Source organism: Embleya sp. AB8 (genome assembly GCF_049739465.1).
Lineage (GTDB): Bacteria > Actinomycetota > Actinomycetes > Streptomycetales > Streptomycetaceae > Embleya.
In genome coordinates, this window is record NZ_JBMHHY010000007.1 from 113,498 (window position 1) to 138,593 (window position 25,096).

The window sequence follows — 25,096 nt, forward strand, 5'->3', positions numbered from 1 at the left end:
TCCGGATGACCCACGAGACCGATCTCACCGCCTCCACGGCACCCGCCGACGTGGTGCGCCGGCAATACCTCGCCTCGGCGGCCGGCGATCTCGAAGCGCTGCGGGCCACGCTCGCCGACGACGTCGAGTGGACCGAGATGGCCGGCTTCCCGCTCGCCGGCACGTACCGCACCCCGCACGGCGTCACCTCGGCGGTGATGGAACGGCTGGGCGCGGACTGGCACGACTGGACCGCCCACGACGACACCTACGTCACCGAGGGGGAGAACGTCGTCGTCCTCGCCCGCTACACGGCCCGCAACAAGGCCACCGACAAACCGCTCGACGTCCGGGTGGCCCACCACTTCACCGTCCGGGCGGGCCGCATCGTGCGCTTCGAGCAGTTCGTCGACACGGCCGGGGTCCGGGACGCGATGACCCCCTGACCGCTCCCCGTCGGCCGCGCGTCAGTTCGAGATGCGGGCCTCGATGCCGTCGAGGAGGAAATCGAGGCCGGTCCGGAAGGTCTGGTCGGCGTCCAGGTGGGGGCCGTCGTGTACGACCCTGGCCAGCGCGGGAAATCGGCCGGTGGCGAAGATCCGCAGCAGATAGGGCCCGAAGGTGACTTGCCACTGCTTCGTGTCCATCCCGGAGGTGCGCTCCGCGCGCCGCTCGGTGATCTCCCGGCGTACCGCGCCGATCACGTACGCATTGACCGCGGCGACCGCCGGTACGACGGTGTCCAGGTCGACGCCGCCCATGGCGGCCAGCACGGCCTCTCCGCCGGCCAATGTGTTCGGCCCGAGCTGGGGCCGACCACCGATCAGGTCGGCGAGCCATTCGTGCCGGTGGGCAGCCTGCCGGGTGGTTTCGGCAAGGGAACCCAGCACCTCTCGCCAACCGTTGCCGGTCGGCCGGATCTCCGCGTGGACCGTATCGACCATCAGGTCGAGCAGTTCCTCCTTGGTGGCGATGTAGCCGTACAACCGCATCGGTCCGACATCCAGCGCTGCGGCGACCTTGCGTAGCGACACCGCGTCCAGGCCGTCCGCATCGGCGAGTCGGATCGCCGCCCGGACGATCCGCTCCCGGCTCAGCGGGGCCGGCATCGGTCGATCCGGCGGCTCCGGCCGCTCCCATACCAACATGCCGACGACAATACAGCGTCGGTAGCGATACAGTGTATTGACGGATACGCTGAATCGGGGGACAGCTATGACCATTGCCATTGTCGGAGCCGGCTTGGGTGGCTTGGCCCTTGCCCGGGTGCTGCACGTGAACGGCATCGACGCCGTCGTGTACGAGCGTGAATCCTCACGCGAAGCGCGTGGCCAGGGCGGCATGCTCGACATCCACTCCGGCCAGCGGGCGCTGCGCGAGGCCGGTCTGATCGACCAATTCCACACGATTGCCCGTGGTGAAGGCCAGGACATGCGCCTTCTCCAGCCGGACGGCACCCTGCTGCTCCAGGAGGACACACCCGACGACGCGCCACTCGATCGACCCGAGGTCGACCGCGCCGATCTGCGCAACCTGCTGCTGGATTCCCTCCCCGAAGACACGGTGCGCTGGGGGCGCGCGTTCGAATCCGCCGACCACGGCCTGCTGCACTTCACCGACGGCAGCACTGCGACGTATGACCTGCTGGTCGGCGCGGACGGCGCGCAGTCCCGGGTCCGCCCGCTGCTCACCGACGCCCGCCCGGCGCATATCGGCCAGAACGTCGTCGAGCTCGGCATTCCCGACATCGATCGCACGCACCCCGACCTCGCGGCGATGGTCGGGCGCGGCAGCTACTGGGTGCTCGGCAACGGACTGTCCCTGGCGGCGCAGCGCAACGGCGACGGCCGCGTGCGCATCGGCCTCAGCTTCTACCACACCGCCGAGAACTGGTTCGCCACCAGCGGGATCCCGTTCGATGACCCGGCCGCCGCCCGGGCGCGACTGATCGACCTGCTCCCCGGCTGGGACGCACGGTTCACCGCGCTGATCGCGGCCTGTGACGACGCGGTCGTGCCGCGGTCGATCAGCACCCTCCCGGTCGGCCTGACCTGGCCGTCGACGCCGGGCGTCACGCTGCTCGGCGATGCCGCGCACCTGATGCCGCCGGTGGGAGAGGGCGCCAACATGGCGCTCCTCGACGGCGCCCTGCTCGGCCTCGCGCTGGCCGCGCACCCGGACGACTTTCCCGCCGCCGTCGAGGAATACGAACGTGAGATGTTCGAACGCACCAGCGCTGCCGCCCGGATGTCCGCGGACGTGCAGGATTTGTTGACGTCGCCGGACGCCGCGCAGAAAATGCTCGCCTTCTTCCAACCCGGCTGAAGGCGACTCGGGTGAACTTCTCGCCGGCGGGCGTCAACCGCCGCCGGCCATCGCGCGGTACCTCGACGCTCAGGCGGCGAAGCCGATTGCGGTGGCGTATTCGTAGCCGCCCCAGTCGGAGCCCAGGTCGGCCAGGACCTCGTCGGTCCACAGGTCGTCCAGGGTGCGTTCGTCGCCGGCCGCCCAAGCCCGGATGATCGCGTCCCAGCGGCGGACGTTGACGGTGCGGTGGCGGGCCACGCCGACCCGGCGGTGCGGCTCGCGGACGCCGGATTGGTCGTGCGGGTGGATCTCGACCCGGGTGCCGCGTCCGTCCTTGTTCAGCCGGCGGATCAGCGAGCGGGCCACATTGCGCCGGCGCAGGTCGCGGTACGCGGCGTCGATCCGGCGCAGGTTGGCCCGGTTGGGGGTCTGCTCCTCGGCCAACCACGCGGCCAGGGTGCGGGTCGTGGCGGTGATCCCGGCGGCCTCCATCGCGGTGTAGCCGGCTCCGGATGCGGTCAGGTAGCGCAGCCGTGCCGCCAGGCCGCGTTCGGTCTCGACCGGGGAGCTGATGCCGTCGGCGAGTTCGTCCAGGCGCTCGGCCGCCAGGGCGGAGGAGCGGGTGCCGTGCATCCCGTACTTGCCGGGTTCCAGGGTTCGGAACGGCATGCCTGGTCAGGTCCTTTCCTTGGTTTGCAGGGTGTAGGTGTCCTTGATCTTGACGTCGCCGACGCCGCGGCCCTCGGTGAACACGGTGTGCCAGTCGCCGCCGGTGAGGTGGAGTTCGTCGGTGCCCATCATCCGCACGAGGGTCAGCCCGCCCTGGTGCGCCCGCAGTGCCTTGACCCACAGGTTGGCGAACGCCTGGGAGCGGATGATGTGCATCCAGTCCGGGCGGTGGATCTCCCGGTTGTAGTTGGAACCCCCCATCGTGGACACGAGTTTCGCGTACATCTGCTTCACGTAGTCCAGCGTGACGTCGTCGCCCTCGGCGATGGCGCGGTCCCGGGCGTCGCGCAGTGCGATCCGCAGCCGTTCCAGCAGGTTTTCGGTGGCCACCGCGGTCCAGGACTCCAGGATGCGCGGTTCCTCGCACAACCGGCCGTAGCCGCTCGACGCGCAGCGCAGCAGCAGGCGCAGGGTGGGGTCGGTGATCCACAGCGGGCCGGGTTCGTCTCGGTCGCCGAGTGGGTTGGGCAGGTCCTCGTGCTCCCACTTGGGGGGGTCGACGAGGTACACGCCGGCGTGTCGGCGCCGGCGTCCGCGCGGTCCGTCGAAGTCGTCCAGGTCCGGGCCCTCGCGGTGTTCGAGGGGGCCGATCGGCAGGAATGCCTTGAGCGCGGAGAGGTAGGCGGCGTTCGTGTCCAGCGCGGTCACCTCGTGCTCGCCCGCCGGCAGGTGGGCGTTGCGCCACTTCGGCCGGGCCTCCCAGACCGCGTCCGCCTCGTCCTTGGCCCGTTTGCGGAACAGCTCGGGTTGCGGCGGGTAGTAGGTGTGGTCGTAGCGGGCGCCCGCCCGGGAGAGCCGGAGCAGCTCCATCACATCCGGGATCGCCCGACGGGCCAGCGCCTCACCGGCGGCCTGCAAGTCGCCTCCGGCCGCGGCGAGTTCCGCCACGACGGCGTCCTCGATCGCACCGGGCAGCGGATCCTCGTCGGTGTCGGCCGGCACCCGGGGAGGCTTCGCCTTCGGCGCGGCCGACGTCTTCGCGGAACCGCGTGACGGACGGCTGGACCTGGACGCGGCCTCGGGCCCGGCGGGCGAAGCGCCGGGGCCGGGCTCGTCCACGGACTCCGTGGCGACGTCCACCGCGAGCCCCGCAGCCTTCCCGGAGCCACGTGGCACACGCGTGCGCCGGGGCACGGCCTCGGGCCCGGCGGGCGAAGCGCCGGGGCCGGGCTCGTCCACGGACTCCGTGGCGACGTCCGCCCCGAGCCCCGCAGCCTTCCCGGAGCCACGTGGCACACGCGTGCGCCGGGTCTTGGGCTCGGCCGACCGGGAGGCGGGATCGGTGGCCGCGTCGGGCGCCGGCCGGGTCAGGGGCTCCGGTTCGGTGGCAGCGGCGGCGCGGCGGCGCGTGATCACCGGCGGCGACTTCCGGGAGCCACGCGGAGCTTGGGCGGGCCGGGGCGCGGCGTCGGACTCGGCGGGCGGAGCATCGGGATCGGCAACCGCGTCGGCCGCAGGCTCCGGCTCGGGCCGGGTCGCGGGCACCGGCTCCGGCTCTGCGCCGGCGGCATCCTCGCGCGGCTCCCCCGTCGCCGGCCGCGCGTCCGTGAACCGTACATGCGGCATGTCGGCATGCAGCGCCGCCTGGGCGATCGGCCCCAGATCGCGCTCGGCCACGATCGCGAACGCCTGCTCCCCGTCGCGGGTCAACCGGACCACGGTGTCCGCCTCGTCCAACGCGGCCCCGACGTCCGCGTCCCGACCCGCGCCCTGCTCCCATACGGCCACCACGGCAATGTCCAGGTCGGCGGCCAATCGCCGAAGCGCGCCCACCCCTCGACGGACCGCGGCGGGTTCGGCACCGGCCTCGGCGGGGCCCGCGCGCAGGGTGTGGTTGAGCGCGTCGACGACCACCAGGCGCAGGTCCGCGATGTCGGCGGCGGTCTCGCGCAGGATCTCCAGGGTCAGATCGTCCCCGTCGTCGAGCAGCAGCCCGCCCATGCCGAGGCGGCGGGACACCAGGTCGGCCAGGCGTCGCTCGGCGTCGGTGAGGGTGCCCGCGCGCAGCCGTTGGTGGTCCACGCCCGCCGCCGCCGCGGTCAGCCGGGCAGCGATGTCCGCACGCGGCCGACCGGGCGTACAGAACAACACCGCCCCGGCGTCCGCGCCGCCATCAGCGGCGGTGGCGGTGTCGGTGTCGAAATCGGCCAGCGCCGCCGACAACACCGCGCCGGCCGCGAGCAGGCCCGCACCGGCGCCGGGTGCCCCGGTCACGAGCAACACCCGACCGGGCAGCGCCCCGCCACCCAGCGCCTCGTCCAGGGCGGCCACCCCGAACGACACCGCCCGCGCCCGAGCGGTGTCCGCTTCGTCCAACGCCGCCGCAAATCCGGCCACCCGCCGACCGGCCCCGGCCGGCACGGCACGCACCGCGGGAGCCACCGAGGCCACCCGAGCCTCGACGCCCGCGCGCGCCGGTACGTCCGGAACCGACACCGGCTCCACCACCACGGGCGGCGCGGCCGGCACCTCCCCGGCCGCACTCGCACCGTCCGTGATCTGCGCGTAGACCGTGCGATAGCGCAGCAACAACTGCGGAGTGCCCGCCGCCGCCCCCCGCACCAGGTCGCCCAGCCCCTGCCGGGCCGCGGTCATCGTGAATGTCGGCAACTCGCCCTGCGCGGCCAGCACTTCCTCCGTCGGCGGGCCGAGCACCGCCCGTACGCCATGCGGCGCGTGCAGCACGATCCGCGCACCACCCGCGGCGTCCCCGACCACCCGCGCCCACCGCTTCCGGGCCTCCTCGACGCCGAGCCCGATCTCGGCCGGCCCCGTCTCCGCTCGCCCGCCGGCATCGGAGGCCCGCGCCGCGTCACTCATCCGCCGACCTCTCCAACCCCGGGAAACCCAACACCCCCAATTCTATCGCGATCCACCCCGAAAACCTGCTCGACCTGCCGCGAGGCGTAAGGAAATCGAGCAGTTCCGGCCACCGCCGGCAGCCGGAACCGTCTCTCGCGAACCACTACCACGCGACCGGCAGCGTGAGCGGGAAGCGCCAGATCGACACCGTGTTCCACTCCACCTCCGCCGCCGGCACCGCCAGTCGCAGGTTGGGGAAGCGGGCCAGCAACGAGCCGATGCAGACTTCCAGTTCCATCTTGGCCAGGTGTGCTCCGAGGCAGTGATGCATGCCGTAGCCGAAGGTCATGTGGGCGGCGGGTCGCTCGCGATCGAAGTCGAGTTCGTCGGCCCGGTCGTACACGGCGTCGTCCCGATTGGCGGTCAGATACGACACATGCACCGTGTCGCCCGCCCGCACCGTGACGCCGTCGAAGTCGACGTCCTCCAGGGCCACCCGCGGAATGCCGACCCCCTGCCGGAAGGGGATGAAGCGCAGCAGCTCTTCCAGGGCCGTCGGCAGGTGTTCGGGGTGCGCGCGCAGTGCGGCGAGGTGGTCCGGGTGGGTCAGCAGCGTGTAGACGATATTGGCGATCTCGTACGTCGTGGTGTCGTGCCCGGTGACCATCAACAGCATGGTCAGCACCGCCAACTCCGCGTCGTCGAGCCGCTCGTCGTCCACCCGCGCGGTGGCCAGCGCGCTGATCAGATCGTCGCCCGGGTCGGCTCGCCGTGCCGCCGACAGGTCGGCGAAGTAGGCGCGCAACCGTGCCTTCCCGTCGGCCGCCCGCTCCCGATCCGCGGGTTTCATCGACATCATCGCCACGGCCCAGCCGCGGATCCGCGGCCGGTCCGCCGCCGGCACGCCGAGCAGCTCGCTGATCGTACGCAGCGGCAGCCGACCCGCGAGCAGTTCGACCACGTCGGCCGGTGCGCCGTGTTCGGCGATGCCGGCGAGCAGTTCGTCGACCACGCGCTGGGTGCCCGGCCGCAGCCGCTCGACCTGCGCGTTGCTGAACGCCTTGACGATCAGCCCGCGCACCCGGTTGAGCGTGGGCGGATCCATCAGGTTGATCGACTCGGACTGGGCGATCGGCGCGGGGGTGATCCGCGGGAAGTCGGTGTCGATCAGCGCGGCCCGGCTGAACCGGCGGTCCGAGGTCACCAGCTTCACGTCCGCGTACCGGGTGACCAGCCAACATCGGCCGTCCCCGTACGGCATCCGGACCCGCGCGATCGGCGCCTCGGTGCGCAACCGGGCCATCACGGGATCGACGTCGAGGGCCTCGTCGTGCCGGAACGGGCACGCCCATACCTTCTCGTCGGTACTCATCGAGTGCCTCCCAGGGGCGGGTCGCCCGCCGGCGGATCGGCGAACGGAGAACCCCGCCGCACACCCGCCAGCGTCGCCGCACCGACGTCCCGACCGCCTGAGTCACAGGTCCCCTGTCGGCCCCAGGCACGGCTCAGGCCTGCGATCTGACCTCCCACAGGTCGGGGAAGACCGGGGTGAACAGCGTCCCGCGCAGATACGCGGCGCCGGTCGAGCCGCCCGTCCCGAGCTTGGCGCCGATGGTGCGCTCGACCATCTTCATGTGCCGGTAGCGCCATTCCTGGAGGCCCTCGTCGATGTCCACGAGGGCCTCGCACACCTGCGCCGCGTGGCCGGTCTCGTCGCGGTAGACCGCCTCCAGCGCCTTCTGCACATCCGGGTCGGGCTGCCAGGCGATGCTCGGGTCACGCTCGAGCACATACTCGGGGATCGCATACCCCAGCCCGTCGAGGTGACGCAGCAGCGAGTCGAACACGGACGGACGCCGTACGGCCACCTCGAGGCGGGCGTCGGTGCCGGTCTCGTAGCCGCCGAACTCCCGTCGCCCGAGCACCGCTTCCAGTTCGCGGAACTGCGCCGACTGGAATCCGCTGGAGGTCCCGAGCGCGTCCCGGAAGGACGCGAACTGGCGCGGCGTCATGGTCTCCAGGATGTCCAGCTGGCCGACCACGGTCTTCAGGATCTTGGCGATCCGGCGGCCCGTATGCAGCGCGCCGGCGCCGTTCCCGCCCGTCAACTGCCGCTGGAGCAGCGCGGTTTCGTGCAGGATCTGTTTGAACCACAACTCGTACACCTGATGGATGACCACGAACAACATCTCGTCGTGTGCCTCGGTCCGGGGCTCCTGGCAGGACAGCAGGGTGTCCAGTCGCAGATAGTTTCCGTACGTGAGGACCGGTACGTCGCTCATCGTCGCTTCCTCTCCTGATGCGGGCGTTCGAGCGTTCCGATGGGGTCGGAGACGACGGGCACTATCCTGTGCCCGTCACGGACTTTCGGGAATGGCCGACACACGGCAGAAGGCCGGTTCGAGGTGACGAATGCAACCCATTGGGCGCAGTTGGCTTCATCTTCGTAAACTCCTTCGATCACAGCGGAAGATCGCCGGGGACCAGACGCGCGAGGTCTGCCTCCACTCGGCGAACAACCTGTCCGTGCACGCCCACCGCACCCCCACCGGCAACCTGCGATTCACCGGCCACGACCTGAACGGGCCCGAGTACGAGTACGTGATCACCGTCGCTGCCGCCGACATTCCCACGATCGTGCGGGCCCTCGGCGGCGCCGCGGACGCGGACGTACTCGAGCTGCTGACTCGACACCGCACGGCCATCGTGCGAAAGGGCGAGTACACCTGGCTCGGGGAACTCGGCATCACGGTCGAGCTCTGGTCGCACCGGGAGTGGTGACCGAGCGAGGCGACTCCCATCGCCGCCGCACCGATCCCGCCGCCCGGCCAGTGCACGGTGTGCACTGGCGCGCCCGGGCCCGACGGCCGATGCTCGATCGGTCGGCACCGATCAGTCGTGGGAATTCACCGCCCACGCCGACCGATCGGCCATCGACGAAGGGAACTCGCAGCCGATGAAACGAATATCACGCGTGCTCGCGGTCACCGCGCTACCGGGCGGGGTGTCCCGGTCTCACCCCTCGCCGTCCAGGATCCGCAGCGCCGCCGCGGTGGCCGGGTTCGCCGCCGCGTACGCGATCACCACCTGGTCGGGGTCGTCGGTCGGGAACAACGACTCGTAGGTCAGTGCCAAGGTGCCCACGACGGGATTCCGGATGCGGACCGTACCGTGGGCGAGGTCGAACATCTTCTGCGCGGACCATAATCGGGCGAAGTCCGGGCTGACCGCGATCAGTTCCCGGATGTGCCCGGTCAGCACCGGATCGCTGGGGCGTTTCCCGATCTCGGTGCGCAGGTAGGCGATCGTCTCGTGGGCCTTGCTCTCCCAGTCCACGTACAGTTCCTTGGTTCGCGGGTCCGCGAAGATCAGGCCGCCGATCGAGCGGCGCTCGGGCGGGACCTCGTCGAAGTCGAGGAACACCCGGCACGCGGACCGATTCCAGGCCTGGATCACCCCGTTGCGGCCGACCAGGTAGGCCGGTGCACCCCACGCGTCGAGCAGCGTCCGCAGGCCCGGCCGAACCGCCGCCTCGGGATCGTCGGGCCGGGCCGGCGGCCGGGCCAGGTTGCGGAGATAGCGGCGTTCCCCCGGGGTCAGCCGCAACGCGTCGGCGACCGCGTCGAGCACCGCGTCGGACACCCGCGACGCCTGACCGCGTTCCAGTCGGATGTAGTGGTCGACGCTGACCGCGGCGAGGGCGGCCACCTCCTCCCGGCGCAACCCCACGACCCGGCGCGGACCGTCTGCGGAAAGCCCCACATCACCCGGTCGCAACCGGGCCCGCCGGGACACGAGAAATTCACGTAACGCGCTGCTGGGATCCATTCGGGCCAGTATCCACATCGAACGGATTCCCGGGAAGTACAAGCGAGTTCGGGTTCATCGGGGCTGGCCGCGGCAGGTGTCGCGAGGCCACCGCGCCGGTTGATTGGCGTAGACCTATTCGATGATTGGCCTAGACCTTTGCATAGTGCGCGGATAGCATTCGAGCGCCATCGCACCACCTCCGACGACATTCGACGAATTGTCGAACGTCGTCCCCATTAAAAGGAGTTGGCACGTGAAAAAGCGCATTGGACTGCTCGTCGCCGCCGCCACGGCGGCGACCCTGGTTCCCCTCGCAGCGGCGACCAATGCGAGCGCCGCGGGCGAGTTCCGCGTGCGGGGCGTCTACCAAACACAGGAGCAGTGCAACGCCGCCGGCAAGGCCGGCTACGACCTGTGGGGCCCGAACTTCTTCTGTTCCGACGGCCCCGGGGGGCTGATCTACCTCTACGCCCACTGATCCTCCGCGCCGAACCCGCCCGCTCTCCGGCAGTCCCCGGAGAGCGGGACCCGGGCAAAGTGCACCCCGGGCAACGGGAAACCCAAAGGACCACCAAGCGGAATCCAAAGTACGAACATGGCCACCCCGGCGGGCTGCCGGCCGACGGAATATGCGGGCGATTTGTTCATATTTGCTCATCATTGACCCCCTGGGTCGCCGCACCGAAGGCGCCGGACCCGGGCGTAGAGTCGGCCGCCATGGGCCGTCCCATCCCGCCCCGGCCCCCACCCCCGGAGCCGCCATGTCCACCCACGCCGCCGCCGCGTCGCTCGCCGTGCACGCGTCGCACGTAGCCCCCTTCGACGCGACGCGCGTCGTCACGGAGTGGACCTTCGAGCCGCTCACCGCCGTCGCCGTGCTCCTGCTCGGCGCGACCTACCTGCTCGGCGTTCGCCGACTGCGCGCCCGGGGCGGCACCTGGCGGCGGTCGCACACCGGCTACTTCGTCGGCGGCCTGGGCACCTGGGTCCTGGCCACGATGTCGTTCCTCGGCGTCTACCAGGACGTACTGTTCTGGCCGCGCGCGGTGCAGAACATGCTGCTGCTGATGGTGGTGCCGCTGTTCCTGGCCGAGGGCGCGCCGCTGACCCTGCTGCGCGACAACCTGGCCCCGGACGCCGTCGCCCGACTGGGCCGGATCCGGCGGGGTCGGGTCGCGGTGGCGCTGACCTTCCCGCTGTTCCCGTCGGCGGTGTTCGTGCTCGCCCCGTTCGTGCTCTACCTGAGCGGCTGGTATCCGGCGACGTTGCACGGCGGCGCGCTCCCGCACCTGACCAGGCTGCTCCTGGTGGCGATCGGCGCGGTGTACTTCTGGACCCGGGTCCAGGCCGACCCGGTGCCGCGCCGCTACCCGCACCTGGTGTCGATGTGGCTGACCTTCGTCGAGGTGATCTTCGACGGCGCGCTCGGTCTGTACATCATGCTCGGGAACCATCTGATCGCCGCCGACCACTACACCGCGATCGCCCGGACATGGGGCCCGTCCCTGGAGCGCGACCAGGTGCTCGGCGGCGGCGCCCTGTGGTTCACCGGCGATGCGGCGGGGTTGCCGTTCCTGGCCATCCTGCTGATCCGGATGATCCGCGAGGACGCCCGCAATGCCGCCGCCATCGACCACGAACTCGACGCCCGGGCCGCCGCGGAACGCGCGACCGCGGCGGCGGCCCGCGCCGACGCCGCGCCGGACGCCGATGCCGCCGCGGCACCCGCCGCGGACGACGGGCCGGAGATGATGCGCCCGTGGTGGGAGACCGACCCCCGCTTCGCCAACCGCTACGGGCGCGCCGGAGGTTAGTGCTCGACGCGTTGCAGCCAGCCGTGCGGATGGCCGGTCACGCCGTACAGTTCCAGGTCGCGGCGGGTCGTGAAGGCGCTGCCCGGTTCGGTGCCGAGCCAGTCGGCGATCGCGGGCAACACGCCGCCCGGCATGCCCGGCGGACGCAGCTCGGGGTCGTCCACGATGCCGTCCTCGACGACGAAGAAGCCGCCCTCGGGCACCAGATGGGCGAAGTTGCGCAGTGCGGCGGTGGTGGTGGCGTAGACGTGCAGGGTGTCCTCGACGACCAGACAACGCGCCCCGGGTGGGACGAGTTCGCTCACCCGCTCGGCCACGCCGGGGTCGGTGATGTCGCCCTCCACCAACGTGATGTCGCGCGCGTAGTCCGGATCGGCGCCGCCGAGCAGGGTCGCCGCGCGGTCCTGGGCGAGGTCCACCGAGATCACCCCGATCGCCGCCGGGACCCGTCCGTATCCGGCCTGGGTGCGCAGCCGGTCCCGGAACCACAGGGCCGAGCCGCCCAGATGGGTGCCCAGTTCCACCACGACCTGGGTGCGGGTGACCCACAGCAGGTGTTCGAGGACGCGCAGGTCCTCGGGATACTTCTTGATCCGCAGCCCGGCGTACCAGTCGCGGATGTGCTGACGCCCACGGGCGCGCCGATACTCCAGGAGCGTCGCGTCGTGCTCGACGGTGACGGTCGGCGGCAACTGCCCGCCGTCGAAGTGATCGCTGATGATGATCCTCTCCTGTCCCGGTGTCTCGCCGGCGGCTCCGGCCCTGGCCGCGCCCTACATCCATACCCGGACCGCGAGAGCTCCCGCCCGCGCACCCGCCGCCGACACGAGGAGTTCCATCGACGAACGCCGAACCGTCACCCGCCGGGGGCGCACGCGACACCCGCCGACCGAGACGAGCCGGCCCGGCCGGGTCGCTCGGCTCAGTCCGGCAGGACCGAGCGGTAGTAGTCGATCTTGCGCCGCAGCCGCTCCTGTTGGGCCCGCAGCAGGGCGATCTGCTCCTCGACCGCCATGTCGTGCCGCTCCAGCAGGGCCATTCGCTCGATCAGCGACGCCCGCTCGCCGGAGCGGCACAGTTCGGCGTAGTGGCGCATGTCCGCGATCGGCATCCCGGTGTCCCGCAGGCAGCGCAGGATGCCGAGCCACTGCAGGTCGTCCTCGGTGAACCGGCGATGCCCGCTGGGCGCGCGGCCCACGTCGGACAGCAGGCCGATCCGCTCGTAGTAGCGCAGCGTGTCCAGACTGAAGCCGGATCGTTCCGCCGCCTGGGCCGGGGTCAGGTAGTGCGTCGCGGGCGTGGTCATGACCGCATTCTGCCGTGCCGGAACCGACCCGACCCCGGCGCCCGGCCGGCGGGTGGTCACGGGGACTTGCTGTAGCCCAGCGCCTCGACGATGCGCCCGTCCCGGATGTGCATGAGGTTGACGCCGGCCACGCCGGTGGACTCGGCGTGCGCGTCGCCGAACACCTCGTTGGCCTCGCCCGCCCCGAAGGACACGCGCCACTTGATCACCGCACGGTCCCCGTAGACGTGGACGTCCTCGGGTGCGAAGTCGATGTTCTCGTCGGCGGCCAGTTCCTGCCAGAAGGTCAGGCACGCGTCGCGGCCCTCGTAGCGGGTGCCGTCGGGTGCGGGTTGCACGCTGACCATCACGCAGTCCTCGGCGACCAGGTCGGTGAGCAGTTCGGGGTCGTGCATGAGGAACGCGTAGTTGAACCGGGCGATGACGTCGGCAGTGGTGGCGGTAGTGGTGGTGGCGGCGGACTCGGACATGGCAAAACCTCCGGCGGAGTGGGATTCGTTGCGGTCCGCGCGTCTCGGCGGGCCGTGGTGGGAATCCTTCCGCCGGGCGGCGGGACCGACAATTCCCGCGAGGGAATTGCCGGTGATACCCGCCGCCACATCGGCCGGCCCCGGTGGTCAGGTCAGGATCGGGGTGGTCTGCGCGGAGGTGATCCGCCACTGCCCGTCGTCCTTGACCAGTACGTAGGTGAGCCGGCCCGAGCTCGCGTGCAGCGCCGTCGCCGGGTCGTCCCGTCGGTCGAAGACCTTCTTGACGCTCGCGACGATCGCCACGTCCTCGCGGACCAGCCGGATGTCCTCGATCTCGACCGTGTTGACCACGTCCGCCAGCGGCGAGGCCAGGGCCTGCCGCATCACGTCGGCCAGCGTGTCGCGGCCGGCCACCCGTCGCCCGACGAAGTTGACGACGGTCGTGTCCTCGGTGTGCAGCGGGACGAATCGGTCCGGGTCGTTCTGGAACTCCACCGCGTCCGCGACGACGCGACGGATGGCGGCGAGTTCGGTCCTGGCGATCGCGTCGGTGCTCATGGGTGAGGTGCTCCTGGTTCGCGTCGGTCGGCGGGGACGGATCGCCCCGAACGCAACTATGGAACCTGAAGAGAACTTGAGGTCAACCGGTCCCCCGATCGCTCGGCGGGCCGGGCTTGCGGACCAGCGGCAGGTAGACCTCGTCGACGATGTCGACGATGATCTCGTCCGCGATCGGCGCGCCGAACAGCAGGAACTCGTTGCGCAGCAGGTCGGTGGCGACCGCGGCGCGTCTGGAGGTGAGGATCCGGCGGTCGACCTCGCCGCGTTCGACGGCCCGTTCGAGGATGAAGCGGATGGTCTCGGGGCCCATGGTGTGCACCCGCTCGCGGATCAGCCGGGCGAGTTCGGGGTCGTGCGTGGTCTCGGCGAGCAGGCCGCGCATGATGCCGCCCAGTGGACTGGCCATCTTGACGGACATCTGCCGCAACAATGCGATCACATCGCCGCGCAGACTGCCGGTGTCGGGCAGGTCGACCTCGGAGACGCCGCGCAACTTGCAGGCTTCCACCGCCAGTTCGGCGCGGCTGGACCAGCGGCGGTAGAGCGTGGCCTTGCCGGTTCGGGCCCGTGCGGCGACCCGCTCCATGGTCAATCCGGCGTAGCCGACCTCGGCGAGTTCGGCCATGGTGGCGCCCAGGATGGCCTGCTCGAGCTCCGTGCCGCGGCGACGGGGGCCCTTGCGGTGGTCGATCGGTTCCTCGACCGCGGGGCCGACGTTCGGTGACAGATTGACTCCCCAAAGTCAGTGAGAGGCCGTTGCGTTCTCTGTCGGATCAGCTTAGCCTCCCAATCAGAGAACTGTCCGTTCTCTGAACCGCCAAGGCTGCGAGGGGATCGATGACCGAGACCGCTGCACCCTTCCACACCGACGAAACCCCCGACACTCCCCCCTTCCCGAGCGACCGCACCTGTCCGTACGCCCTTCCCGAGGAGTACGACCGGCTGCGCACCCCGTCGACCGCGCTCCACCAGGTGACGCTGTACGACGGCCGCCAGGCATGGGTGGTGACCAAGCACGAGGCGGCCCGCACGCTGCTGGCCGACCCCCGGCTCTCCTCGGACCGGAACAATGTCGACTTCCCGCTCACCTCGGTGCGCTTAGAGGCGCTGCGCACCCGCCACCCGGGCTTCATCAGCCTGGATCCGCCCGAGCACGGCCCCCGGCGCCGGATGACGATCTCCGAGTTCACCGTCAAGCGCATCAAGGGCATGCGCGACGACATCGAACGGATCGTGCACGGCGCGATCGACGACCTGCTCGCGGCCGGCCCGCCGGCCGACCTGGTCAAGCATTTCGCCCTGCCGGTGCCGTCGATGGTGATCTGCGGGCTGCTCGGCGTGCCGTACGCGGACCACGAGTACTTCCAGGACGCGAGCCGCCGACTGCTCCAGGCCACCGACGGCGCCGACGCGATCGCCGCGCGCGATCACCTCGACGGCTACCTGGACGGACTGATCACCCAATTCCAGGCGAAGCCCGGCCCCGGCCTGCTGTCCCACCTGGTCGCCGACCAGCTGGCGGCCGGCGAGATCAATCGCGAGGAACTGGTCTCGACGGCAATCCTGTTGCTGGTCGCCGGCCACGAGACCACCGCCTCGATGACCTCGCTCAGTGTGATCACCCTGTTGGAGCACCCCGACCAACACGCCGCACTGCGCGCCGATCCCGACCTGATCCCGGGCGCCGTCGAGGAGTTGTTGCGCTACCTGTCCATCGCCGACTTCGCGGGCGCGCGGGTGGCCACGGCCGACATCGAGATCGACGGGCAGCTGATCCGGGCCGGCGAGGGGGTGATCGTCGCCAACTCCATGGCCAACCGCGACGGTTCGGTCTTCGCCGACCCGGACACCTTCGATGTGCGGCGCTCGGCCCGCCATCACCTCGCCTTCGGCTACGGCGTGCACCAGTGCCTGGGCCAGAACCTGGCCCGCCTGGAGCTGGAGGTGATCCTGACCGCGCTGTTCGAACGGGTACCGACCCTGCGCCTGGCCGTCCCGGTCGAACAGTTGACGCTCCGCCCGGGTACCACGATCCAGGGCGTCAACGAACTCCCGGTCACCTGGTGACCCCGGCAGGCGAACCCGCGCTGCACGTGAGCGCGGACCGCACGGTATGCGTGGGCGCCGGCCTGTGCGCCCTGACCGCCCCCGAGGTCTTCGACCAGGACGACGACGGCCTGGTCACCGTCCTGACCCCGACCCCCACCGAAAAGGGCCGACGCGCCACCCGCCAGGCCGCCAACCTGTGCCCCTCGCGCGCCATCCGGGTAACCGACGAATAGCCGACCCCCGAACCCGTCGCCGGGACCGGCCCTTCCCCCGGGGCCGGTCCCGGCGACGGGCGTGGTCACCCGTCGGCCCTCGGCGGCACCGCCGGGCAACGGGTGCCCGGCGGCGGCGTGCGCAGGTCGACGAGGTAGCGGTCGGCCACGGCCGCCGCACAGGGGCTCCGCCCATACGCGCCGTGCCCGACGCCCTCGTAGGTGAGCACCACGGCGCCGGGGATACGCTCGGCCGCCGCCGTGGTCCACACATACGGCGTATTGGAGTCGTACACATTCCCCGTGAGCAGGATCGGCGTCGATCCGTGCACCCGGTAGGGGCGTTGCGGGTTGACCGCGCCGGCCGATCGACCCAGGCACAACGTCATCGCGTACCACGAGTTGAAGGACCGGCGCATGTGCGGCGCGATCACCGCCAACCGCCGGTCCAGGGCCGCCAGTTCGTCCGCGTCGGCGAAATCCAGGCGCCAGTCGGCGCAGAACACCGCCTGGGCGTTGCGGATCCGCGATTCGGTCGAGGTGGGAGCCGGCGGCGTGGCGCGCGGCAACTCGGCGGCGAGCGCGGCGAGCCGGCGGGCCCGCCCGCGCCACAGCGGGTTCTTGAAGTCGGCCTGCGTCTCGTCCAGCAGGGCCATCGTGGTGATGCCGATGCTCGGATCGTCCGGGTCGTAGAGCGTACCCGCCACCGCCCGCGCGTACAGCTCGTCGAACACGCTGCCCACGTCCCGCCCGTACAGCGCACAACTCGGGTCGCCCGCACACCACTTGGCGAACTCGCCGAACGATGCCTCGATCGTCGCGGTGGCCGTCTCCAGAAAGCTGCCGACGGCCCGGCTGTGGTCCATGTTGCTTTCCAGGGCCAACGCCCGGAAGCGGCCGGGGAACAGCTCGGCGTACTGCTGTCCCATCAACGTGCCGTAGGACGAACCCCAGAACGACAACTTACGATCGCCCAGCGCGGCCCGGATGGCATCCAGGTCGCGCGCCACACTCAGGCTGTCCATGTGGTCGTACATCGGGCCGCTCCGGCGCCGGCAGGAGTCGATCAGTTGCCGGTTGTCCGCGACGATCGCCGCGAAGCCGGCCGGCGTGGTCGGATCGGCGGCCGGACGCGGGCCGCCGGCGGGGCAGTTCGGCGCGGCACTGGCGTTCCAGCCGCGCGGATCGAAGGCGACCCGGTCGAAGCGGGCGTCGATCTCTGCGGAGAAGTAGTTGCGATGCCTGCTGCCGATCACCTCGTCGACGCCGTTTCCGGGGCCGCCGAAGTCCAGTACCAGTGAGCCGATCCGGTGCCCGGGGTCGGTGGCCCGGCGCCGGGCGAGGGCAAGTTCGAAGGTGGATCCGTGCGGGCGGGCCCAGTCGACGGGCAGCGTGAGCGTGCCACAGTCGGCGGTCGGGTCCTGGGCGCAGGGCTGCCAGTGGATGACCCGCCGCGGCGCATCCTCGGTCACCGCGCCGGCCGGGGTCGGTACGACGACGCCGGCCGTGACCACGCTCGCCAGCGCGAGCAGCACCGCAGGCGCCGTGCGTCGGAACCACCGGCGCGCGCTCGACCCAAGCCGGTTCGTATCCGGAAACCCCTTACTGGGGCGTTGAGTTCGCATATCCGGACGCTAATCGCCCGGGCCGGTCGGAGCGTCCGTCCCGCGTACCCCCGGGGTCGGTCCGCAGACCCATCACGGCGCCCGGTACTTCGGGTGGGGCACGGTCGGCCAAGACCTCGAAGCCGGCCCCGGCGGTCCTGCGCAGGCTCTCCGCGAAAGGTGACGCCCGAGGGCCGCACACACGTCGGCCGCGCAGCGAGCGAACTCGATGCGCGGCCTCTGGGGTGTGCGGCCCGTCACCTGCCCGAGCGGCCTGATCCGGCTGGGGCGTCCAGGACACTCGAAGGATGCGCGGCTGCGAGCGGCGTCGGCACCCGCCCTACGGGCCGGGCTTCCATCGGTAGAGCATGGAGTCCCAGGTGTAGGTGTACGTGAAGTTGATCTGGAACAGATAGCTCCGGGACCGCTGCGGCTGCCCGGGGGTGTCCGGGATCAGCGTGGTGGTCACGTCGTAGGCACCGATCCGCGGCGACACGCACAGTCGCCAGGTGTAGCCGTCGGTCGGCAGTTGCACGTCCAGTGCGCCGGGGTTGCCACCCGGGGAGTTCAGGCTCCAGGCGTACGTGCCGACTTCCAGCGTCAGGTGCCGCTGGGTGCACTTCTCGGGCGGGGTGACCGGCGCCGGGAGCGGCACCAATACCCCGTAGTCGGTGAGGAATTCGTGTTCCGAAGCGCTCGCCGACGCGGCGAAGGGACCGAGTGCGAAGGCCAGGATCAGCGCGGGCAGGGCGAGCAACCAGGACAACTTGCGTAACATACGTGCCTCCCGTTCGTTCGGTAATGGCACGCTCATGACACCATGCACGACCCCAAGCGGGACAGAGGCCGCCGGGAGATGACCACAAATCCCGCGCGACGCGTCCGCGCGCCCGGTCATACGCGCGACGCGTCCGCGCGCCCGGTCATACTGAAGGGTAGGACCCGTCCCAGCGCGGGGCTGCCCCCATGACCCTTACCGGCACGACGCTTTTGGTGTTGCTGGCAGTGTTCGCGGTCGCCGTGATCGCTGCCACGATGGCGCTGTGGAACCGCTGGCCGGGCTGGACCGCCTTTCCGCTGCGCCTGTTGTCGCTGCTCCTGGTGATGCTCTCCGGGGTGTTGTTGGCCGCGGACCTGGTCAATCGCGAGTTCGGTTTCTACACGTCGTTCAACGACCTGCTCGGCCGCGCCCCGCCCCCGGCGAGCGCGGCCGAACTGCTGCCGACCGCACCCCCCGCGCTGCCCACCGGTCCGCAGGAGCACGGCCAACTCGTGCACGACCGACTGCCCGGTCCCCGGGCCCGGGTGGTCCGCAACGCGCTCGTCTACCTGCCCGCCGCCTACTTCGACCCCGCGCAGCCCAACCGCCACTTCCCCGTCGTCGAACTGTTCCACGGCCGCCCCGGCGGGCCGCACAACTGGGCCCGGCAACTGCACCTGGCGCACGCCCTGGACACCGAGATCGCCGCCGGCCGGATGCAGCCGGTGATCGTCGTCGCCACCACCGACGACAACGGCGCGCACGATCAGGAATGCGTCGACGCGGTGCGCGGCGTCCAGGACGAGACGTACCTGGCCGTCGACGTACCGGCCGCGCTCGCCGGGCACTTCCGGGTGCTCGACGCACCACGCGCGTGGGCCGGACTGGGCTACTCCACCGGCGGGTTCTGCGCGGTCAACCTGGCCCTGCACCACCCCGAGCGCTACGCGGCGGCCGGCTCGTTGTCCGGCTACTTCCGGGCCGTGGTCGACGGGGACACCGGCGACCTCTACCGGGGCCGGCAGGACGTCCGGCGCTGGAACTCCCCGCAGTGGCTGGTCACCCACCAGCCCGTGGACACCGCGCTCTACCTGGCGGCCGGCGGCGACGACCACACGGCCCACCGCGACATGCTGGACCTGCGCCGGGCGATCGGCACGCGCGCCGACGTGGTCGCGGTGACGCTGCCGGCCGGCGGCCACAACTTCCGGGTATGGTCCACGGCCGTACCCGCCGCGTTCGACTGGCTCGCCGGCAAACTCCCCGCCCCGCCCCCGGGAGCGGGCCCGACGCCGGCGCCGTGAGCGCCGCGCCGAACTGCTGAAATCGGTCCATTTCCCCGCGACACACCGCGCCCACGAAGCGGGTTGCGCGCCCCGCGCGCCTACGCTGCGGGCATGACCACCATGGTCCGAGCCCGCGCCGACGTATGGGGGCTGAGCCGGACCGCGGCGGGCATCCGGCATGTCCAGACGGTGGTCCTGGCGGCCGTGGTGACGGTGTTGCTGACCCGCCTGGCGCTGTCCGAGTCCGGCTATCCGAAGGTCGGCGTCAGCCACCTGCACATCGCCCACGCGTTGTGGGGCGGCCTGCTGATGCTCTTCGCGGTGATCCTGCAACTCGCCCTGATCGGGCCGCGGCTGGCCGAGGTGACCTCCGTGGTCGGCGGCGTGGGGTTCGGCCTGTTCATCGACGAGATCGGCAAACTGGTCGGCAAGACCAGCGGCTACTTCTACAAGCCGGCCGTGGCCATCATGTACGCGACCTTCGTCGCCCTGCTCGTGCTGGCCCAGTTGCTGCTGCCCGTCGAGCGGATGGGCCCCGGCGACCGACTCGCCAACGTCGCCGTCGCGGCGGCCACCCATCTGCGCCGGGGCCTGACCACCCGCCAGCGCGAGTTGGCCGAGGAACTCGTCCAGGACCAGGCGGGCACCGTGGAGCACGCCGCCGTGCTGAACCTGCTCGACGCCTGCCCGCAACACGTGTCCCGATTCGCCGGCGTATCCCACCTGGCCACGCAATGGTCGGCGCGGCTGCGCGAGGGCATCGAGGCACGCACGTGGTTGTGGCTGGTCATCGTGGTCGCCCTGGCGCTCCAGTCCGGGGCCGGGGTGCTGGTGCTGGAATCCCTCGGCATCGATCGCACGGCGCTGGGCTACGACGCGGTCGACTCGATCCTGCCCGCCGTGTCCTCGGTGGTCTCGTTGTCGCTGACCGTGGCCGGGGTGCCCGCGTTCCGCTGGAACCGGCTGCTCGCCTATCGGCTGTTCGCCGGGTCGTTGCTGGTGAGCATGCTGGTCACCCAGGTGTTCGTGTTCGCCGAGTACCAGTTCTTCGGGCTCTACAGCCTGGCCGCGAACGTGGTCGTCTACTGGATCGTCGGGGTCAAGATCCGCCAACTGCGCACGGGCCACCCGGACGATCCCGCGCTCGCGTAGCGCGGACGCCCGGTCAGGCCCGCGGCACCGGCGGCCGGTAGGACCGGCTGCCCCGAGCGGCGAGCGGACCCGCTCCGAGCGGCCCCCGGCCCGGGTCCGGGACGTCGGCCGGACCCGCCCGCACCCGCCCGGGCCGCGCCGCCACCGCCAGGAACGCCAGGCCGAAGGCCACATAACAGGCGGAGCGCAGCTGTTCGAAGTGCGTCATGTGCCACTCCTGCCCCGGCAGATGCGGCACGGACCAGACCACGAAGCTCGGGAAGACCAGCAGACCGGCGAACAGCAGCGTCTGGGCCCGGCTGTGCGCACCGCGCACCGTCGTCCAGAGCAACAGCGCGATCGGTACGCACCACACCCAGTGGTGGGTCCACGAGATCGGGCTGATCAACAGCCCGGCCACGGCACTCGCGGGCAGCCCCCACGCGTCGCCCTGCCGGCGGTAGGCGACCACCGCGCACGCCATGCCGAGCACGGCGACCACGATCACGACCAGCGTGCCGCCCACGCCCGGGTCCAGCGTGCGGGTGAGCCGGGTGAGCAGCCCGCGCATCGATTGATTGGCCGCGTTCTCCAGTCGGCCGACCCGGCTGGGGTCGAAGACCAGCCGGGTCCAGAACCGCCGGGTGGCATCGGGCAACACCGCGGCGGACAGCGCCACGGTGGCCGCCGCGGCGCCGATCGCGGTGACCGCCTCGCGGCGGCGCCCGGTGAGCAGCAGATAGACGATGAACACCGCCGGGGTGACCTTGATGCCGGCCACGATGCCCAGGCCGGCGCCGCGCCATCGGGCACCGGGTGGGCGGGTGAAGTCCCACAACACCACCGCGAGCACGGCCAGGTTGACCTGCCCGAAGCGCATCGTGGTGAACACCGGCTCGAACCAGATGGCGAGGGTGGTCCCGGCGGGCACCAGCACCGGGCTCAGCCGCCGCGCGGGATCCACGAGCCGCATCGACAACCACACCACCAGCGCCACCAGGGCCAGGTTCGTCGCCACGCCCAGCCCGAGCAGCACGCCCTTGGGCAGATAGGTCAGCGGTACGAACAACATCGCGGCGAACGGCGGATAGGTGGCGCCGAGCCCGTGTGGTGTGTTCAGCGGTCCGTACAGATCGATCCCGTCGCGCACCGCGAGCCCCTCGGCGCGATAGACGACAAGGTCGACCATCGACGGGTGGCTGAGGTGTCGAACGAACAGGTACATCACGATCGAACCGGCGCACGCGAGCAGCCAGGCCGCCATGCCGGGCTCCCGGAGCACGGCGACCACACGACGATCGAACCCGGCCGCTGCCTCGGCACCCGGACGGCTGCCGAACCCGATGGGGCGTCTCATGGCACGACGCTAACCCGCCGACCGGCCCCTCCCGGTGCTTGCGATAGGGCCATTCGGGTGGTGTCGGCGTGTCGTCGGCCACGGCCGCGGGGCGGGCGGGGTGAGCGGAACCACTCGACCAGGGGTTCCATTTTGTCCGAATTTACCTTAGATTCAATGGTGCGTGAGGCCAGTCGTGCACCCACTTGCAGCTACAAACGCACGTGTGCCTTTGATTCGAACCGGAGGTTAGTTCCATCCTCGGCACTGTGCGTGAGTACGTCCTGGCCAATCAGAACGCCATCGTGTGGATCGCCGGCGCGCTGTCCTTCGCGCTGCTGGTGTACATGCTGCTCGTCTTCGGCCGCTTCCTCGTCTACTGGGCCGGCACCCGGCACGCCTTCCGGCACAACCGGCCGGCCACCCCCGGCGACCCCGACGCCTTCGACTGGCACCTGGTGGTCCCGTGCCGCGACGAGGAGGCCGTGGTCGCCCGCACCCTCGCCGGACTGCGCCACGCCGCGCCGCACGCGCACCTGTGGGTGGTCGACGACGACAGCGACGACCGCACCCGCGAGCTGGTCCTGGCCGCCGCCGAGCAGGACGCGCGGATCCACCTCGTCCAGCGCCGGCGTCCCGACGCGCGGATCGGCAAGGGCGCCGCGCTCAACGCGGCCTACCGCGAGATCCGCGCCTGGCTGCCCGCCGACACCGACCCCGCCCGGGTGGTGCTCGGCGTGATCGACGCCGACGGCCGACTCGACCCGGGCACGCTCGCCCAGGTCTGCGCCGACAAGGCGCTGGGCCGCGCGGACACCGGCGCCGTCCAGATCGGCGTCCGGATGCGCAACGCCGACGACCGCCGGCCGCTGCCCGAACGTGGCCGACTCGCCAACGCCCACGCCCGCTTCCTGGTCCGCATGCAGGACATCGAGTTCCGCGCCAACAACACCGGCATGCAACTGCTGCGCCGGCGCACCGGCAGCGTGGGCCTGGGCGGCAACGGCCAGTTCGTGCGACTGAGCGCGCTCGACTCGCTCGCCGGCCCGGACGGCCGACCCTGGCCCGAACGCGCGCTGCTGGAGGACTACGAATCCGGCCTGGAACTGCGCCTGGCCGGCTGGCGGCTCACCCACGTCACCGAGGCCGAGGTCTCCCAGGAGGGCCTGCCCGCGACCCGCCGCTTCCTGGCCCAGCGCACCCGCTGGGCCCAGGGCAACATGCAGTGCCTGCGCTACACCCGACGGGTCCTGGCCTCGCCGAACTACCGCTGGTCGGGCAAGGCCGAGGTGATGTACACCTTCCTGCAACCGCTGGTCTGCGTGCTGCTGGTGCTGCTCACCCCGCTGTCCCTGGCGATCACCGCGGTCGGCCTGATCCTCTTCCCCGAGGAGACCGCCACCTTCCAGTTCCGCTTCGGACCGGTGATGGTGGGCGCCTTCGTGCTCGCCGCGCTGCCGATGGTGGCCTGGGGGCTCACCTACCGCAAACGCCTGCACCCCGACCGGCGTTGGCTCACCGGCCTGGGCTGGGGGCTGCTCATGTGGCTGTACACCTACCACCTGTTCGTGGTCGCCACCCGGGCCGCGCTGCGCATCGCGCTCGGCCGCAACGGCTGGGCCAAGACCCGCCGCAACGCCGAGGTGCAGCAGGCGGGTGCGCCCACCGCCCTCGAAGCCTGACCCCGGCCCGCTTCCGGGCCCGCTTCCCGGGCCGCCCCGCTCGTCCCCCAGCACGGAGATCCACTCGTGAACGTCCCCCGCCTGCCCCTGCCCGCCGCCAGTGTCGCCATCGTCCTGGGCACCCGCCCCGAACTGGTCAAGCTCGCCCCGCTGATCCACGAACTCGGCCCCGCCGCCCGGCTCCTGCACACCGGTCAGCACTGGGACGAGGCGATGTCCGGCCGCTTCCTGCGCGACCTGGCGCTGCCCCGCCCCGAACTGCTCACCGGCGTCGGCGGCCGACCCCGGGCCGGGCAGATCGCGCACTCCCTGGACCAGTTGGACGACGCGTTCGCCGACCGGCGGCCGGTCGCCGTGGTGGTCCAGGGCGACACCAACGCCACCCTGGCCGGCGCGCTGGCCGCCAACGCGCGCGACATCCCGCTCGTGCACGTCGAGGCCGGACTGCGCAGCTTCGACCGGGCGATGCCCGAGGAGCACAACCGGGTGATGGTCGACCACGTCGCCGACCTGCTGTGCGCGGCCACCGAGACCAACGCGGCCAACCTGCGCGCCGAATCGGTGGCCGAGGAGCGCATCGCGGTCACCGGGAACACCGTGGTCGAGGTGGTCCGCCGGCAACTCCCCGACGCGCCGACCCGCGCCGCGCTGCTCGACGCGCACGGCCTGCGGCCCGACACCTACGTGCTGGCCACCGTGCACCGCCCGGAGAACACCGACACCGCCGAAGCGCTGCGCGCCGTGCTGACCGAGCTGGACACGATCGCCGGGGCGGGCACGCCGGTGCTGTTCCCGATGCACCCGCGCACCCGGGCCGCCGCGGCGCGCTTCGGGCTGACCGGGCTGCTGCGCCGGATCACCGCGATCGAGCCGGTGGGCTACGCCGAGTTCCTGGCCCTGGCCCGGCACGCCGCGCTGCTCGTCTCCGACTCCGGCGGCATCCAGGAGGAATGCACGGTACTCGGCCGCCCGCTACTCGTGGTCCGCCGCTCCACCGAACGCCCAGAGGCAGTCGCAGCCGGCTTCGCCGCACTGGTCCGCCCCGGCCCACAACTGGGCGAAACGGCCCGAACCTGGCTGTCCGACTCCCAAGACCGCCTGGCCCACCTGGCCAACACCCCCAGCCCATACGGCGACGGCTCAGCCTCCACCCGAATAGCCCACCTGACCACCCACCTCGCCGAGGCAACACCGATCGCGGCCTGAGCGGACGCGGCCTGAGCTGGCGCGACGCGAGCAGGCGCGGCGGGAAGCGCGG

25 protein-coding genes are annotated in these 25,096 nt (G+C 71.4%); 11 read left to right on the top strand and 14 right to left on the bottom strand.

Annotated elements, in window-relative coordinates; translation table 11 throughout:
- The first annotated feature begins 5 nt into the window (after positions 1-5).
- The gene (locus ABIA38_RS12015; protein WP_424638530.1) at positions 6-425 is read left to right on the top strand and encodes a nuclear transport factor 2 family protein; all 420 of its coding nucleotides are present in this window, start codon (positions 6-8) and stop codon (positions 423-425) included.
- 21 nt (positions 426-446) lie between these two features.
- On the opposite strand, the gene ABIA38_RS12020 is transcribed toward ABIA38_RS12015, so the two are convergent.
- Entirely contained in the window at positions 447-1,127 is a 681-nt protein-coding gene (locus tag ABIA38_RS12020; RefSeq protein WP_424638531.1) for a TetR/AcrR family transcriptional regulator, read from the bottom strand.
- Between the two features lie 67 nt (positions 1,128-1,194).
- Here ABIA38_RS12020 and ABIA38_RS12025 point away from each other — a divergent pair, with 67 nt between their 5' ends.
- On the top strand, positions 1,195-2,304 hold the full coding sequence (locus ABIA38_RS12025; protein ID WP_424638532.1) for an FAD-dependent oxidoreductase: 1,110 nt from the start codon (positions 1,195-1,197) through the stop codon (positions 2,302-2,304).
- Positions 2,305-2,373: 69 nt separating this feature from the next.
- Here the strand turns inward: ABIA38_RS12025 and ABIA38_RS12030 are convergent, their stop codons facing one another.
- The 4 genes from ABIA38_RS12030 to ABIA38_RS12045 form a co-directional block, all read right to left on the bottom strand.
- The gene (locus ABIA38_RS12030) at positions 2,374-2,955 is read right to left on the bottom strand and encodes a transcriptional regulator (RefSeq protein ID WP_424638533.1); all 582 of its coding nucleotides are present in this window, start codon (positions 2,953-2,955) and stop codon (positions 2,374-2,376) included.
- 6 nt (positions 2,956-2,961) lie between these two features.
- A complete protein-coding gene (locus ABIA38_RS12035; RefSeq protein ID WP_424638534.1) occupies positions 2,962-5,835 on the bottom strand; it encodes a DnaB-like helicase C-terminal domain-containing protein in 2,874 nt (957 codons plus the stop codon).
- Positions 5,836-5,980: 145 nt separating this feature from the next.
- On the bottom strand, positions 5,981-7,189 hold the full coding sequence (locus ABIA38_RS12040) for a cytochrome P450 (protein ID WP_424638535.1): 1,209 nt from the start codon (positions 7,187-7,189) through the stop codon (positions 5,981-5,983).
- A gap of 133 nt (positions 7,190-7,322) precedes the next feature.
- A complete protein-coding gene (locus tag ABIA38_RS12045) occupies positions 7,323-8,099 on the bottom strand; it encodes a tryptophan 2,3-dioxygenase (RefSeq protein ID WP_424638536.1) in 777 nt (258 codons plus the stop codon).
- 244 nt (positions 8,100-8,343) lie between these two features.
- On the opposite strand from ABIA38_RS12045, the gene ABIA38_RS12050 reads away from it, so the two are divergent.
- Positions 8,344-8,598 carry a hypothetical protein gene (locus ABIA38_RS12050; RefSeq protein ID WP_424638537.1) on the top strand — a complete coding sequence of 85 codons (255 nt, stop codon included), beginning with the start codon at positions 8,344-8,346 and terminating at the stop codon, positions 8,596-8,598.
- Positions 8,599-8,832: 234 nt separating this feature from the next.
- On the opposite strand, the gene ABIA38_RS12055 is transcribed toward ABIA38_RS12050, so the two are convergent.
- Positions 8,833-9,645 carry a helix-turn-helix transcriptional regulator gene (locus tag ABIA38_RS12055; protein ID WP_424638538.1) on the bottom strand — a complete coding sequence of 271 codons (813 nt, stop codon included), beginning with the start codon at positions 9,643-9,645 and terminating at the stop codon, positions 8,833-8,835.
- A gap of 235 nt (positions 9,646-9,880) precedes the next feature.
- Here ABIA38_RS12055 and ABIA38_RS12060 point away from each other — a divergent pair, with 235 nt between their 5' ends.
- Complete coding sequence (locus ABIA38_RS12060; RefSeq protein ID WP_424638539.1) at positions 9,881-10,105, top strand: hypothetical protein; 225 nt, start codon at positions 9,881-9,883, stop codon at positions 10,103-10,105.
- 283 nt (positions 10,106-10,388) lie between these two features.
- Positions 10,389-11,441 carry a cytochrome c oxidase assembly protein gene (locus ABIA38_RS12065; RefSeq protein ID WP_424638540.1) on the top strand — a complete coding sequence of 351 codons (1,053 nt, stop codon included), beginning with the start codon at positions 10,389-10,391 and terminating at the stop codon, positions 11,439-11,441.
- Here the strand turns inward: ABIA38_RS12065 and ABIA38_RS12070 are convergent.
- The 5 genes from ABIA38_RS12070 to ABIA38_RS12090 form a co-directional block, all read right to left on the bottom strand.
- Positions 11,438-12,133: a CmcI family methyltransferase gene (locus ABIA38_RS12070; protein ID WP_424638541.1), complete on the bottom strand. Its 696-nt coding sequence runs from the start codon at positions 12,131-12,133 to the stop codon at positions 11,438-11,440. The genes ABIA38_RS12065 and ABIA38_RS12070 overlap by 4 nt on opposite strands.
- 230 nt (positions 12,134-12,363) lie before the next feature.
- Complete coding sequence (locus tag ABIA38_RS12075) at positions 12,364-12,747, bottom strand: MerR family transcriptional regulator (RefSeq protein ID WP_424638542.1); 384 nt, start codon at positions 12,745-12,747, stop codon at positions 12,364-12,366.
- A gap of 56 nt (positions 12,748-12,803) precedes the next feature.
- Positions 12,804-13,217, bottom strand: coding sequence for a nuclear transport factor 2 family protein (locus ABIA38_RS12080; RefSeq protein ID WP_424638543.1), 414 nt, complete (start codon positions 13,215-13,217; stop codon positions 12,804-12,806).
- A 147-nt stretch (positions 13,218-13,364) separates the two neighbouring features.
- Positions 13,365-13,775 carry an SgcJ/EcaC family oxidoreductase gene (locus ABIA38_RS12085; protein WP_424638544.1) on the bottom strand — a complete coding sequence of 137 codons (411 nt, stop codon included), beginning with the start codon at positions 13,773-13,775 and terminating at the stop codon, positions 13,365-13,367.
- Between the two features lie 82 nt (positions 13,776-13,857).
- Positions 13,858-14,505: a TetR/AcrR family transcriptional regulator gene (locus tag ABIA38_RS12090; RefSeq protein WP_424638727.1), complete on the bottom strand. Its 648-nt coding sequence runs from the start codon at positions 14,503-14,505 to the stop codon at positions 13,858-13,860.
- A gap of 110 nt (positions 14,506-14,615) precedes the next feature.
- Between ABIA38_RS12090 and ABIA38_RS12095 the strand changes: the two genes are divergently transcribed.
- Together ABIA38_RS12095 and ABIA38_RS12100 are read left to right on the top strand one after the other, a co-directional pair.
- The gene (locus tag ABIA38_RS12095; protein WP_424638545.1) at positions 14,616-15,845 is read left to right on the top strand and encodes a cytochrome P450; all 1,230 of its coding nucleotides are present in this window, start codon (positions 14,616-14,618) and stop codon (positions 15,843-15,845) included.
- Between the two features lie 20 nt (positions 15,846-15,865).
- On the top strand, positions 15,866-16,060 hold the full coding sequence (locus tag ABIA38_RS12100; protein ID WP_424638728.1) for a ferredoxin: 195 nt from the start codon (positions 15,866-15,868) through the stop codon (positions 16,058-16,060).
- A gap of 65 nt (positions 16,061-16,125) precedes the next feature.
- On the opposite strand, the gene ABIA38_RS12105 is transcribed toward ABIA38_RS12100, so the two are convergent.
- A complete protein-coding gene (locus tag ABIA38_RS12105) occupies positions 16,126-17,574 on the bottom strand; it encodes an alpha/beta hydrolase (RefSeq protein ID WP_424638546.1) in 1,449 nt (482 codons plus the stop codon).
- A gap of 409 nt (positions 17,575-17,983) precedes the next feature.
- Positions 17,984-18,421 (bottom strand): hypothetical protein, encoded by a 438-nt coding sequence (locus ABIA38_RS12110; RefSeq protein ID WP_424638547.1) that lies wholly within the window; start codon positions 18,419-18,421, stop codon positions 17,984-17,986.
- Positions 18,422-18,609: 188 nt separating this feature from the next.
- On the opposite strand from ABIA38_RS12110, the gene ABIA38_RS12115 reads away from it, so the two are divergent.
- A complete protein-coding gene (locus tag ABIA38_RS12115; RefSeq protein ID WP_424638548.1) occupies positions 18,610-19,707 on the top strand; it encodes an alpha/beta hydrolase in 1,098 nt (365 codons plus the stop codon).
- Between the two features lie 93 nt (positions 19,708-19,800).
- Positions 19,801-20,841, top strand: a complete 1,041-nt coding sequence (locus ABIA38_RS12120) for a hypothetical protein (RefSeq protein WP_424638549.1) — start codon at positions 19,801-19,803, stop codon at positions 20,839-20,841.
- 13 nt (positions 20,842-20,854) lie between these two features.
- Here the strand turns inward: ABIA38_RS12120 and ABIA38_RS12125 are convergent, their stop codons facing one another.
- Positions 20,855-22,177, bottom strand: a complete 1,323-nt coding sequence (locus ABIA38_RS12125) for a glycosyltransferase 87 family protein (protein WP_424638550.1) — start codon at positions 22,175-22,177, stop codon at positions 20,855-20,857.
- Positions 22,178-22,425: 248 nt separating this feature from the next.
- Here ABIA38_RS12125 and ABIA38_RS12130 point away from each other — a divergent pair, with 248 nt between their 5' ends.
- Both ABIA38_RS12130 and wecB read left to right on the top strand, forming a co-directional pair.
- The gene (locus tag ABIA38_RS12130; protein ID WP_424638551.1) at positions 22,426-23,838 is read left to right on the top strand and encodes a glycosyltransferase family 2 protein; all 1,413 of its coding nucleotides are present in this window, start codon (positions 22,426-22,428) and stop codon (positions 23,836-23,838) included.
- A gap of 66 nt (positions 23,839-23,904) precedes the next feature.
- Entirely contained in the window at positions 23,905-25,044 is a 1,140-nt protein-coding gene (gene wecB / locus ABIA38_RS12135; protein WP_424638552.1) for a non-hydrolyzing UDP-N-acetylglucosamine 2-epimerase, read from the top strand.
- Positions 25,045-25,096: the final 52 nt, after the last annotated feature.

Coding starts and splice junctions, on each gene's coding strand:
- ABIA38_RS12015 (WP_424638530.1), top strand. CDS start 6: ATGACCCACGAGACCGATCTCACCGCCTCCACGGCACCCGCCGACGTG.
- ABIA38_RS12020 (WP_424638531.1), bottom strand. CDS start 1,127: ATGTTGGTATGGGAGCGGCCGGAGCCGCCGGATCGACCGATGCCGGCC.
- ABIA38_RS12025 (WP_424638532.1), top strand. CDS start 1,195: ATGACCATTGCCATTGTCGGAGCCGGCTTGGGTGGCTTGGCCCTTGCC.
- ABIA38_RS12030 (WP_424638533.1), bottom strand. CDS start 2,955: ATGCCGTTCCGAACCCTGGAACCCGGCAAGTACGGGATGCACGGCACC.
- ABIA38_RS12035 (WP_424638534.1), bottom strand. CDS start 5,835: ATGAGTGACGCGGCGCGGGCCTCCGATGCCGGCGGGCGAGCGGAGACG.
- ABIA38_RS12040 (WP_424638535.1), bottom strand. CDS start 7,189: ATGAGTACCGACGAGAAGGTATGGGCGTGCCCGTTCCGGCACGACGAG.
- ABIA38_RS12045 (WP_424638536.1), bottom strand. CDS start 8,099: ATGAGCGACGTACCGGTCCTCACGTACGGAAACTATCTGCGACTGGAC.
- ABIA38_RS12055 (WP_424638538.1), bottom strand. CDS start 9,645: ATGGATCCCAGCAGCGCGTTACGTGAATTTCTCGTGTCCCGGCGGGCC.
- ABIA38_RS12065 (WP_424638540.1), top strand. CDS start 10,389: ATGTCCACCCACGCCGCCGCCGCGTCGCTCGCCGTGCACGCGTCGCAC.
- ABIA38_RS12075 (WP_424638542.1), bottom strand. CDS start 12,747: ATGACCACGCCCGCGACGCACTACCTGACCCCGGCCCAGGCGGCGGAA.
- ABIA38_RS12080 (WP_424638543.1), bottom strand. CDS start 13,217: ATGTCCGAGTCCGCCGCCACCACCACTACCGCCACCACTGCCGACGTC.
- ABIA38_RS12085 (WP_424638544.1), bottom strand. CDS start 13,775: ATGAGCACCGACGCGATCGCCAGGACCGAACTCGCCGCCATCCGTCGC.
- ABIA38_RS12095 (WP_424638545.1), top strand. CDS start 14,616: ATGACCGAGACCGCTGCACCCTTCCACACCGACGAAACCCCCGACACT.
- ABIA38_RS12110 (WP_424638547.1), bottom strand. CDS start 18,421: ATGTTACGCAAGTTGTCCTGGTTGCTCGCCCTGCCCGCGCTGATCCTG.
- ABIA38_RS12115 (WP_424638548.1), top strand. CDS start 18,610: ATGACCCTTACCGGCACGACGCTTTTGGTGTTGCTGGCAGTGTTCGCG.
- ABIA38_RS12120 (WP_424638549.1), top strand. CDS start 19,801: ATGACCACCATGGTCCGAGCCCGCGCCGACGTATGGGGGCTGAGCCGG.
- ABIA38_RS12125 (WP_424638550.1), bottom strand. CDS start 22,177: ATGAGACGCCCCATCGGGTTCGGCAGCCGTCCGGGTGCCGAGGCAGCG.